General features: G+C 70.5%; 9 protein-coding genes. 7 read left to right on the top strand and 2 right to left on the bottom strand.

Going from position 1 to position 12015, the window contains the following annotated elements; translation table 11 throughout:
- Positions 1 to 51 precede the first annotated feature (51 nt).
- Entirely contained in the window at positions 52 to 1521 is a 1470-nt protein-coding gene (locus ESG85_RS25730) for a CCA tRNA nucleotidyltransferase (protein ID WP_181019110.1), read from the bottom strand.
- A 182-nt stretch (positions 1522 to 1703) separates the two neighbouring features.
- On the opposite strand from ESG85_RS25730, the gene ESG85_RS25725 reads away from it, so the two are divergent.
- The 7 genes from ESG85_RS25725 to trxA all read left to right on the top strand — a co-directional run bounded on the left by ESG85_RS25725 (position 1704) and on the right by trxA (position 11263).
- A complete protein-coding gene (locus ESG85_RS25725) occupies positions 1704 to 4067 on the top strand; it encodes a DUF6049 family protein (RefSeq protein ID WP_164986317.1) in 2364 nt (787 codons plus the stop codon).
- Between the two features lie 45 nt (positions 4068 to 4112).
- Positions 4113 to 6299: a murein biosynthesis integral membrane protein MurJ gene (gene murJ / locus ESG85_RS25720; protein ID WP_128983218.1), complete on the top strand. Its 2187-nt coding sequence runs from the start codon at positions 4113 to 4115 to the stop codon at positions 6297 to 6299.
- Positions 6300 to 6438: 139 nt separating this feature from the next.
- The gene (locus ESG85_RS25715) at positions 6439 to 8151 is read left to right on the top strand and encodes a protein kinase family protein (protein WP_128983216.1); all 1713 of its coding nucleotides are present in this window, start codon (positions 6439 to 6441) and stop codon (positions 8149 to 8151) included.
- 28 nt (positions 8152 to 8179) lie between these two features.
- Positions 8180 to 8884: an RNA polymerase sigma factor SigM gene (sigM, locus tag ESG85_RS25710; protein WP_128983214.1), complete on the top strand. Its 705-nt coding sequence runs from the start codon at positions 8180 to 8182 to the stop codon at positions 8882 to 8884.
- Positions 8881 to 9783 carry an anti-sigma factor gene (locus ESG85_RS35120; protein WP_164986316.1) on the top strand — a complete coding sequence of 301 codons (903 nt, stop codon included), beginning with the start codon at positions 8881 to 8883 and terminating at the stop codon, positions 9781 to 9783. Before sigM ends, ESG85_RS35120 begins: the two co-directional genes overlap by 4 nt.
- Positions 9784 to 9914: 131 nt before the next feature.
- Entirely contained in the window at positions 9915 to 10880 is a 966-nt protein-coding gene (gene trxB, locus ESG85_RS25700) for a thioredoxin-disulfide reductase (RefSeq protein ID WP_128983210.1), read from the top strand.
- A gap of 47 nt (positions 10881 to 10927) precedes the next feature.
- Complete coding sequence (trxA, locus tag ESG85_RS25695; RefSeq protein ID WP_128983208.1) at positions 10928 to 11263, top strand: thioredoxin; 336 nt, start codon at positions 10928 to 10930, stop codon at positions 11261 to 11263.
- Between the two features lie 84 nt (positions 11264 to 11347).
- On the opposite strand, the gene ESG85_RS25690 is transcribed toward trxA, so the two are convergent.
- Positions 11348 to 11965 (bottom strand): GNAT family N-acetyltransferase, encoded by a 618-nt coding sequence (locus tag ESG85_RS25690; RefSeq protein WP_128983206.1) that lies wholly within the window; start codon positions 11963 to 11965, stop codon positions 11348 to 11350.
- Positions 11966 to 12015 lie beyond the last annotated feature (50 nt).

Raw genomic sequence — 12015 nt, 5'->3', positions numbered from 1 at the left:
GTTTCACGTGAAACATCGATGTGAGCCGACGTGCGTGAGCCGGCGGAAGAGTCAGCCGTTCTGGCCGGCCCACCACTCCTTGAGTGCGGCGACGGCCGCATCGTGCTCCATCGGCCCGTTCTCCAGCCGCAGCTCCAGCAGGAACTTGTAGGCCTGCCCGACGGCCGGCCCGGGACCGATGCCGAGGATCTCCTGGATCTCGTTGCCGTTGAGGTCCGGGCGGATCGAGTCCAGCTCCTCCTGCTCCTGGAGCCTCGCGATGCGCTCCTCGAGGCCGTCGTAGGCGCGGGAGAGAGCCGCGGCCTTGCGCTTGTTGCGCGTGGTGCAGTCGGACCGGGTCAGCTTGTGGAGCCGGGAGAGCAGCGGTCCGGCGTCCCGCACGTAGCGGCGGACGGCCGAGTCGGTCCACTCGCCCGTGCCGTAGCCGTGGAACCGCAGATGCAGCTCCACGAGACGCGAGACGTCCTTGACCATCTCGTTGGAGTACTTGAGCGCGGTCATGCGCTTCTTGGTCATCTTCGCGCCGACCACCTCGTGGTGGTGGAAGGAGACCCGGCCGTCCTTCTCGAAGCGACGGGTGCGCGGCTTGCCGATGTCGTGGAGCAGCGCCGCGAGGCGCAGCACCAGATCGGGACCGTCCTCCTCCAGGTCGATGGCCTGGTCGAGCACCGTGAGCGAGTGCTCGTAGACGTCCTTGTGCCGGTGATGCTCGTCGCTCTCCAGGCGCAGCGAGGGCAGCTCGGGCAGCACGTGGGCGGCGAGCCCGGTGTCGACGAGGAGGCCGAGACCCTTGCGGGGGTGGGCCGAGAGCAGCAGCTTGTTGAACTCCTCGCGGATGCGCTCGGCCGAGACGATCTCCAGCCGTCCGGCCATCTCCGTCATGGCCGTGACGACCTCGGGGGCCACCTCGAAGTCCAGCTGTGCGGCGAAACGCGCGGCCCGCATCATGCGCAGCGGGTCGTCCGAGAAGGACTCCTCGGGCGTTCCCGGCGTGCGCAGCACCTTCTCGGCGAGGTCGTCGAGACCGCCGTGCGGGTCGATGAACTCCTTCTCCGGAAGGGCGACCGCCATGGCGTTGACGGTGAAGTCACGCCTGACGAGGTCCTCCTCGATGGAGTCGCCGTACGAGACCTCGGGCTTGCGGGAGGTGCGGTCGTACGCCTCCGAGCGGTAGGTGGTGACCTCCACCTGGAAGTGCTGGACGGCATCGCCGACACGCGCGCTCTTCTGGCAGCCGACGGTGCCGAAGGCGATCCCGACCTCCCACACGGCGTCGGCCCAGGGCCGGACGATCTTCAGCACGTCCTCGGGGCGGGCGTCCGTGGTGAAGTCCAGGTCGTTGCCGAGACGGCCGAGGAGGGCGTCGCGTACCGAGCCGCCGACCAGCGCGAGGCGGAACCCGGCCTCCTGGAAACGGCGGGCGAGGTCGTCGGCGACAGGGGACACACGCAGTAGTTCACTGACCGCGCGGCGTTGCACCTGGCTCAGGGCGGGCGTGGTGTCTTCGTTGGCGTTCGGCACAACAGAAAAGGGTACGTGCCCCGGCTCACCGCCTCGTCCCCGTTTTCCCGGGACTCCGCACACATCACCTGGAGCAGTCCCCGGCACTTGGCCCCCGCGTGCCTCGTTACCATGCCTGGACACAGCAACCGGGAACCAGCGACACCACTGACACCGCAGACAACGACGAGGACGGGCGACGCGTGGCCGAGGCGGCAGCTATCCAGGGGACCGTTCCCTCACCTGCCCGCCGCTGGCTGCGGCGTACGGCCTCACTCGCCGTCGCCGCCCCGTTGCTGACCGGGTTCCTCCCGGTCCTGCACGCCCCCGCGGCCGCTGCCGCCGAGACCGCCACACACGCCGGGAGCACGAAGCGCGCGGGGACCGTGGACGTGTCACTCGACACGCTGACTCCCAGCGCCCCGGTGGAGAGCGACACCCTCACCATCACGGGAACGGTCACCAACGAGGGCAAGCAGGCTGTGACCGATGCCACGGTCGATTTGCGCGTCGGCCCCCGGATGACCAGCCGCAGCGCGATCGACGAGGTCTCGGGCCGCCGCGCCTACCGGGACGGACGCGACCCCGCTCCCCTCGGAGGGCCCTACACGGTCAAGATCCCCGAGCTGGGTGCCGGACTGAGCAAGGACTTCACGCTCTCCGTGCCGGTCTCCAAGCTCGGCCTGGACGACGCCGGCGTCTACCAGCTCGGAGTCTCCCTCTCCGGTGAGACCCCGAACCAGTCCTATCCGCGCGTGCTGGGCATCGAGCGCACCCTGCTGCCCTACCAGCCCGAGGCCACGGACAAGAAGACCCAGCTCACCTATCTGTGGCCGCTGATCTCCACGGCCCATGTCTCCTCCGAGACGGGCGCGGACCAGCAGCAGACCCCGGTCTTCGAGAACGACGACCTGGCCGCCGAGCTCGCTCCCGGCGGACGACTGCACGAGATGGTCTCGCTCGGCAGGAACCTGCCCGTCACCTGGGTCATCGACCCCGACCTGCTGGCCAGCGTCGCCGCCATGACCGAGCCGTACATGGTGAAGAGCGGGACGGCCGAGGTCCCCGGGAAGAACCAGGCCGTCGCCGAGCGCTGGCTGAACGACCTGGAGAAGGCCGTGCAGGGCCGCAAGGTCGTCGCGCTGCCGTTCGCCGACCCCGACCTGGCCTCGCTGGCCCACCACGGCAAGGACGTGCCGGGCTCACTCACCCACCTCCAGCAGGCGACCGCGCTGGCCTCGTCCACCGTGGAGACCGTCCTCCACGTGAAGCCGTCCACCGACTTCTCCTGGCCCGTCGACGGCGCCGTCGACCCGTCGATCATGGCGGTCGCCACTTCCGCCGGCGCGCACAACGTGATCGCCCGCAGCGACAGCTTCCGCGACGACCTCTCGTACACCCCCACCTCGGCCCGCCCGATCGGCGGCGGCACCACCGCCGTCGTCAGCGACGCCGGCCTGTCCAAGGCCTTCCAGGGCGAGATGATCAGGGCCGAGAACGCGACCCTCGCCGTCCAGGAGTTCCTCGCCCAGTCGCTCGCGATCACCCTGGAGCTGCCCGAGGACCAGCGCAGCGTCGTCGTCGCGCCGCAGCGCATGCCCAGCACCTCCCAGGCGCAGACCATGGCGAAGGCGCTCGAAGGGCTCAACACCAAGCGCTGGACCGAACCGCTCGACCTGACGGCCGCCGCGACGCAGTCCGACCCCGAGGCGTCGAAGCGGGTGCCGGGCAGCGGGTCCTATCCGAAGAAGCTGCGTGAGCAGGAACTCAGCGCGGGCGCGTTCCGGCAGATAAAGGAGACCCGCGACCAGCTGGACGACTTCAAGGTCATCCTGACCGCCGCCGACCGCGTGGTGCCTCCCTTCACCAACGCGATCAGCCGCGAGATGTCGACCTCCTGGCGCGGCGAGCCGGCCTCGGCCGCCCTCTACCGCCAGGAGGTCCAGGACTACCTCCTGAGCCTCACGCAGGAGGTGAAGCTGATCGACAAGTCGGACCTCACCCTGTCCGGCCGCAGCGCCACCATCCCGGTGACCGTGCAGAACCGGCTGCTCCAGGGCGTGGACCACCTGGTCCTCAAGCTGAGGTCCGGCAACAAGACGCGTCTGGAGCTGGACCGCAACGGCGAGGCCACGCGACCGGTGAAGATCGACGGCGGCCACAGCCAGTCCGTGAAGTTCGACGCCTCGGCCAACGCCAACGGTCCGGTCACGATGACGGCCCAGCTCTACACCGAGGACGGCACGCCCTACGGCGAGCCCATGACCTTCACCGTGAAGGTCTCCGAGATCACGCCGACGGTGATGCTCGTCATCGCGGGCGGTGTGCTGCTGCTCGTCCTCGCCGGCGTCCGCATGTACAGCCAGCGCAAGCGCGCCGCCGCCCGGAACGCGGAGGCCGAGGCCGCGTCGGACGCGGCCGCCTCGGCGCCCGACCCGGACGCCGAGGCCGGCGAGGGACCCGCCACGGAACCGGAAGCGGAATCCGAGCAGCCGAGTGACCCGACACCGGACACCGGGGCGGAAAGCGGTGACCCGTCGGGCCCGGGTGAGAAAGTGGACCGTTGAGCGATGTCGTGGCCGGTCGGCCGGGGACGATGAGGTGGGGTAACCATGAACGCGCCGTACGACGGTGACCGCGGGCAGGGCGCGGGCGGTACCGCGCCGTCCGGTGGCACTCCCGCCGCACCGGCATCCGGGCCTGCGCCGGACCCGTACGCACCGGACGAGCAGAATCCGTACGCCCAGGACCCGTACGTCCAGGACGCCTACACTCACGACCCGTACCAAGGGCGTGACCTCTCCGCCCAGGACCCGGTGGGCGAGGCGCTCTACGACCGGGCCGCGCACCCGCCGCCCCCACCGGGCACCTTCGCCGAGCCGCAGCCGCTCTACCAGCAGCCGGCGGCGCCCCAGCACGCCCCGGATCCGCGGGTGTGGGCCCAGACGCCGCCCCCCGAGCCGGACGGCCCCTCGCGCCATCTGCCCTACGGCGACGACGCCCGTACGGTCCAGTTCACCGGCGTCGACGACCTGGTGACCCACGCGAGCGAGGAGCAGCCGGAGCCCGACGCGTTCGCCCACCTCTACCGGGACCAGCAGACGCCCGGTCAGGTGCCGCCGCCCGCCCCGGAGCCGAACCCCATGCCCGCGCCCGCCCCGAAGAAGGCCGGCCGCGCCTCCGGACTGCTCAAGTCGAGCGCCGTGATGGCGGCCGGCACCCTCGTCTCCCGGCTGACCGGCTTCGTCCGCAGCCTGGTGATCACCGGTGCCCTCGGCGCCGCGCTCCTCGGTGACACCTACACCGTCGCCTACACCCTGCCGACGATGATCTACATCCTCACCGTCGGCGGCGGTCTCAACTCGGTCTTCGTGCCGCAGCTGGTCCGCTCCATGAAGAACGACGAGGACGGCGGCGAGGCCTACGCCAACCGCCTGCTGACCCTCGTCATGGTCGCGCTCGGCGCGATCGTCGCCATCGCCGTGTTCGCCGCCCCGCTGCTGATCCGGCTGATGTCCAACACCATCGCCGACGACGCGGCGGCCAACAGCGTCGCCGTCGCCTTCGCCCGCTACTGCCTGCCCACGATCTTCTTCATGGGTGTGCACGTGGTGATGGGTCAGATCCTCAACGCCCGCGGCAAGTTCGGCGCGATGATGTGGACCCCGGTCCTCAACAACATCGTCATGATCGCCACCTTCGGCCTGTTCATCTGGGTCTACGGCACCTCCGCCGAATCCCGCATGGGCGTCCAGACGATCCCCGACGAGGGCATCCGACTGCTCGGCATCGGCACGCTGCTCGGCCTCGTCGTCCAGGCCCTGGCGATGATCCCGTACCTGCGCGAGACCGGTTTCCGCTTCCGTCCCCGCTTCGACTGGAAGGGTCACGGACTCGGCAAGACCGTCAAACTGGCCAAGTGGACCGTGCTGTTCGTGCTCGCCAACCAGGCCGGTGTCCTGGTCGTCACCCAGCTCGCCACCGCCGCGGGTGAGGAGTCCGGCAAGAACGGCGCCGGCTTCCTCGCCTACTCCAACGCCCAGTTGATCTGGGGCATGCCGCAGGCCATCATCACCGTCTCGGTCATGGCCGCGCTGCTGCCGCGCATCTCGCGCGCCGCCTCCGACGACGACCCGGGAGCCGTCCGCGACGACATCTCGCAGGGCCTGCGCAACTCGGCCGTGGCCATCGTGCCCGTGTCCTTCGCGTTCCTGGCCCTCGGCGTCCCCATGAGCACGCTGCTCTACGCCTCCAGCGGCATCGAGGCCGCCCGCGGCATGGGCTTCATCCTGATGGCCTTCGGCCTCGGCCTGATCCCCTACTCCGTCCAGTACGTCGTGCTCCGCGGCTTCTACGCCTACGAGGACACCCGGACGCCGTTCTACAACACCGTCATCGTGGCCGCCGTCAACGCGGCCGCCTCCGCGGTCTGTTACGTGGTGCTGCCCGCCCAGTGGGCCGTCGTCGGCATGGCCGCCTCCTACGGCCTGGCCTACGCGGTCGGCGTCGGCGTCGCCTGGCGCCGGCTGCGCAACCGCCTCGGCGGTGACCTGGACGGCTCCCACGTGCTGCGCACCTACGCCCGGCTGTGCCTGGCCTCGCTTCCCGCGGCGATCGTCGCCGGAGCGGCCGGCTTCGGCCTGCTGAAGCTGCTCGGCGAAGGCGCCCTGGGCTCGCTCGTCGCCCTGCTCGTCGGCGGCGCGGTCCTCCTGGGAGTCTTCTTCGTCGCGGCGAAGCGCCTGCGGATCGCGGAGCTCAACTCGATGGTCGGTATGGTCCGCGGACGACTTGGTCGCTGATCAGGCGCAGGTCGGAGCGGGGCGCGCGGTGTTCGCACAACCATCGCCTGCCGACGCGTGTCGTGCATAGCGCCGGACTGTGGGCACAATTGGCATGGCTGCTGGATGTGGCGCAACGGATGGGGAGGCAGGAACGACGGTGGCGGAACGTAGCACGGCTGCCGTCGACGTGGCCGACAACAGCGGTGACGACCCGCTGACCGCCAAGGCGGACAAGGCCGCGACCGACGGGGTGGCGGAAGCGCAGAAGAAGGCGGCCACGTCCGCCGAGGCCACGGAGAGCAAGGCGGGCGAACGAAAGAACGGCGAACAGCCTTCCATCACGGCACCGGAGCTGCACAGCGGCCACAAGCTGGCGAGGCGGTACCGGCTGGAGGAGTGCGTCACCCGACTGGACGGATTCAGCAGCTGGCGTGCCGTCGACGAGAAACTGCGCCGCGCCGTCGGCGTGCACATCCTGCCCGCCGACCACTCCCGCGCCCGCTCCGTGCTGGCCGCCGCCCGCTCCGCGGCGCTGCTCGGCGACCCCCGCTTCGTCCAGGTCCTCGACGCCGTCGAGGAGAACGACCTCGTGTACGTCGTGCACGAGTGGCTGCCCGACTCCACCGAACTGACCGCGCTGCTCGCGGCCGGTCCCATGGAGCCGCACGACGCCTACCAGCTCGTCAGCCAGGTCTCCCAGGCCATGGCCGCCGCCCACCGCGAGGGCCTCTCCCACCTCCGGCTCACCCCGAGCGCCGTACTGCGCAGTTCGACCGGTCAGTACCGCATCCGCGGGCTCGCCGTGAACGCCGCCCTGCGCGGCATCAGCGCCGAACGTCCGCAGCGCACGGACACCGAGGCGATCGGTGCCCTCCTCTACGCGGCGCTCACCCAGCGCTGGCCCTACGAGAACGACGCCTACGGCCTCTCGGGCCTGCCCAAGGGCGTCGGCCTGCTCGCCCCCGACCAGGTACGCGCGGGCGTCCACCGGGGCCTCTCCGAGATCGCCATGCGCGCCCTCGCCAACGACGGGGCCACCGCCTCCCGCCAGGAACCGCCGTGCACCACACCCGACGAGCTCGCCAAGGCCGTCGCCGCGATGCCGCGCATCCGCCCGCCGGAGCCGGAGTTCCCGCTCCCCACCCCGCCCGAGTTCCAGCGCACCACCTACCAGCAGGGCACCTACGGCCGCCCCCAGCAGCGCCCTGCGGTCACCCAGCCTGTCGTGATCCCGCCGCCTCCGCTGCAGAGCCGGGCCGGCAAGGCGCTCAAGTGGGCCGTCTCCGCCCTGCTGATCGCCGCCCTTGGCCTGGGCAGCTGGCAGATCGCCGACCGGCTCCTCGACCAGAACAAGGGCGCCGACGCTCCTCGGAACACCCAGCAGCAGGAACCGGGCGACGACGACAAGGAGCCGACGGCGGAGGGCAAGCCGGTCCCGGTCGTCGGTGCGTACGACTTCGACCCGGAGGGCGACGGCGTCGAGAACCACGACCAGATAAAGAACGCGTACGACGGCGACCCGAACACCACGTGGAAGACCATGCGGTACGACGGGTACTCGAAGTTCGGCAACCTGAAGAAGGGCGTCGGCATCATCCTCGATCTGGGGAAGGTCCAGCAGGTCGCCAAGGTCGAGGTCTCCTTCCTGGGGACGACGTCGGTCGAGCTGCGGACGGCGCCCGAGGACGCCTCCTCGCGCCCCGACCAGCCCGGCGGCTACGCCACGCAGGCCTCGCAGTCCGGCACCCAGGTGTCCCTGCAGCCCGCGAAGCCGGTGCAGACCCGCTACGTTCTCGTCTGGTTGACCGATCTGCCGAGCGGCGGCGGCGGCTACCGCGGCGAGATCTCGAACATCAAGATCACCAGCTGACGCCACACCCGAGGGGAGGGGCTCACCGTTGGACGACGCCATAGGCGACGAGCGCAGCGACCAGGACCTGCTGGCCTGCCATGTGGCCGGCGACCCTCACGCCTTCGGTGAGCTCGTACGGCGCCACCGCGACCGGCTGTGGGCGGTGGCGCTGAGGACGCTCGGCGACCGCGAGGAGGCGGCTGACGCCGTCCAGGACGCCCTGGTGTCGGCCTTCCGGGCCGCCCACACCTTCCGGGGCCAGTCGGCCGTCACGACCTGGCTCCACCGCATCACCGTGAACGCCTGTCTCGACCGGGCCCGCAAGGCCGCCTCACGCCGGACCTCGCCCGTGGACGACACCGACCGGTTCGAGCAGCTCCTGGAACCGGTCGAGTCGGCCGAGGCGCCCGCCGAGCGCCAGGACCTCCACCGCGAGCTCCTGGCCGCCCTCGCCACGCTGCCTGCGGAACAGCGGGCGGCGCTCGTCCTCGTCGACATGCAGGGATACCCCGTCGCGGAAGCGGCTCGTATCCTCGATGTCCCCACCGGAACCGTGAAGAGCCGCTGTGCACGCGGCCGGGCCAGACTGCTGCCGATGCTCACTCATCTGCGCGGGGACACGGTGGGTAACGAGAGCCCGGACCGGGGAAGGAACCGGACGCCGGGGACATCCGTCCCACCGGTGCCGGGACCGACGGACACCGGACCGAGCAATCCAGCGGCTGTGAAGGGCGGAGGTGGGCGCGCGTGACTTCCACGGCCGACACGACTCAGCACCCGGACGTCTCGGAGATCTCCGACCTCACCGAGGGGCTGCTCTCGCCGTCCCGCAGTGCCGCTGTACGGCTGCACCTCGACGGGTGTCCCCTGTGCGCCGACGTACGAGCCTCCCTGGAGGAGATCCGAGGCCTCCTCGGCACGCTTCCCGGCCCTCCGCGGATGCCCGCCGAGATCGCCGGACGGATCGACGCGGCCCTTGCCGCCGAAGCGCTGCTGAACGCGACCGCTCCGGGAGCCGTGCCCGACGTTTCACGTGAAACATCGCCCGCCCGCCCCGCACCGGCGGCGCCCGCCTCCGCCCGCCCCGCCGGACGGCCCTCCGCCGCCTCCGGCCCCGGCCGGCCCCGCAGGGCCCGCCGCCGTCGCGTCGCCGCCCTCGGTGCCGTGTTCGGCGCCGCCGCACTGGGGCTGAGCCTGTTCTTCGTCCAGTCCGGTGCGCTGAACCTCGGCGGGGCCGGGGACACGGACAAGCGCTCCGACGCCGCCATCAGTGCGGCGGACAGCGCCCGCTTCGACGGCGAGCCGGTGCCGGCCACCGTGCAGGCCCTCCTCCAGCAGAACGCCGGCACCTTCAAGGTCCCCCAGGACCAGCCCGCTCCCGAGTCCCTCACCACCGAGGGCGACGACGGGCAGAAGCGCTCGCTGCCCGTCACCCTGCCCGACTGCGTCAAGGCCGCCACGGGACGCGGTGAGGCGGTCCTCGCCTTCCGGCAGGGCGAATTCCAGGGCATGCCCGCCTATCTCCTCGTCCTCCCCGACACCGCCGACGGCACGCGGGTCCAGGCCTATGTCGTGGACGCCTCCTGCGCCACCGGCGGCGGGAAGACCGAGGGCACAGTCCTCCTGCAGGAGTCCGTTCCGCGCTCCTGAGCGCGTGCCTGACGACGAGCGGCCGTCCCGGGAATGCATGCCCCGTAGGATCGGTTGGGTGGGGTGAGAGTGACCGATCGACCGCCCCCGTAGGCAGTAGGCAGCAGTCTGCAGAGACGAGGAAGAAACCCGTGAGCGACGTCCGTAACGTGATCATCATCGGCTCCGGGCCCGCGGGTTACACCGCTGCCCTCTACACGGCCCGTGCGTCCCTGAAGCCGCTCGTCTTCGAGGGAGCCGTCACCGCCGGTGGCGCCCTGATGAACACGACCGAGGTGGAGAACTTCCCCGGCTTCCGCGACGGCATCATGGGCCCCGACCTGATGGACAACATGCGTGCCCAGGCGGAGCGCTTCGGCGCCGAGCTCGTGCCGGACGACATCGTCGCCGTGGACCTCACCGGTGAGATCAAGACCGTCACGGACACCGCCGGCACCGTGTACCGCGCCAAGGCCGTCATCGTCACCACCGGCTCCCAGCACCGCAAGCTCGGCCTGCCGAACGAGGACACCCTCTCCGGGCGCGGTGTCTCCTGGTGCGCCACCTGCGACGGCTTCTTCTTCCGGGACCAGGACATCGCCGTCGTCGGCGGCGGCGACACCGCGATGGAGGAGGCCACCTTCCTCTCGCGCTTCGCCAAGTCGGTCACCATCGTCCACCGCCGTGACTCGCTGCGCGCCTCCAAGGCGATGCAGGAGCGCGCCTTCGCCGACCCGAAGATCAAGTTCGCCTGGGACAGCGAGGTCGCCGAGATCCACGGCGACACCAAGCTCAGCGGTCTCACCCTGCGCAACACCAAGACGGGCGAGACCAGCGAGCTCCCGGTCACCGGCCTCTTCATCGCCGTAGGCCACGACCCGCGCACCGAGCTCTTCAAGGGCCAGCTGGAGCTGGACGCGGAGGGCTACCTGAAGGTCGACGCCCCGTCCACGCGCACCAACCTCGCGGGTGTCTTCGGCGCCGGCGACGTCGTCGACCACACGTACCGTCAGGCGATCACCGCCGCCGGCACCGGCTGCTCCGCCGCGCTCGACGCCGAGCGCTTCCTGGCCGCCCTCTCCGACAGCGAGAAGCTCGCCGAGACCCCCGCGGTCTGACCCCTACGCCTTCCCACCCCACACCCCACCAACCGAAGGAGGACGCCGTGGCCGGCGCCACCGTTATCGCTACCGACGCTGACTTCGAGGAGAAGGTCCTCAAGAGCGAGAAGCCCGTTCTCGTGGACTTCTGGGCCGAGTGGTGCGGCCCGTGCCGCCAGATCGCCCCGTCGCTCGAGGCCATCGCCACCGAGCACGACGAGATCACCATCGTGAAGCTCAACATCGACGAGAACCCGGCCACCGCCGCCAAGTACGGCGTTATGTCGATCCCGACGCTGAACGTCTACCAGGGCGGCGAGGTCGTGAAGACCATCGTCGGCGCCAAGCCGAAGGCCGCGCTCCTGCGCGACCTGGAGGGCTACATCGAGACGAAGGCCTGAGGCTCCCGCCACACGGCATCCTCTGTTTCACGTGAAACAGCAGCGGCCCGCCCCCTTCCGAGGGGGCGGGCCGCTGTCGTCCCGTCAGAGCGGCCGCAGCACCGGCTCCTTCTGGACCGCTCCCAGAAGCCGGTCGAGCGCCATCTCGACGTCCTCCTTCCAGGAGAGGGTCGTCCTCAGCTCCAGCCGCAACCGGGGAAAACTCGGGTGCGGCCGAACGGTCTTGAAACCCACGGCCGTCAGATGATCGGCGGGCAGCACACAGGCAGGCTCCTTCCACCGGGCATCGCCGAAGGCTTCGATCGCCTTGAAGCCTCGGCGCAACAGATCCTTCGCCACCGTCTGCACCATCGTCCTGCCGAGCCCCTGCCCCTGATATCCCGGCATGATCCACGCCGTCATCAGCTGCACGGCATCAGCGGCGACCGGGCTCGTGGGAAAGGCCGTGGACCGGGGCACATACGCCGGAGGCGCGTAGAGCACGTATCCGACGGGCACCTCGTCGACATAGACCACCCTGCCGCAGGAACCCCACTCAAGGAGCACCGCCGAGATCCAGGCTTCCTTCTCCAGCTCCGGACGGCCGGCCTTCACGGCGGCCTCGCCGCTCACCGGGTCGAGCTCCCAGAAGACACAGGAGCGACAACGCTTGGGGAGATCCGGAAGGTTGTCCAGCGTGAGCGGTACGAGCCGACGCCCCACGGCTGCTCCTCGTTTCCCTCGGCAACGCCGTACGAAGTACGCCTCCCAGA

The organism is Streptomyces roseicoloratus, from assembly GCF_004117935.1.
In the GTDB taxonomy this organism is placed as follows: domain Bacteria; phylum Actinomycetota; class Actinomycetes; order Streptomycetales; family Streptomycetaceae; genus Streptomyces; species Streptomyces roseicoloratus.
The sequence above is the reverse complement of the archived record's forward strand: the minus strand, read 5'-3'. Positions and strand labels throughout refer to the sequence as shown.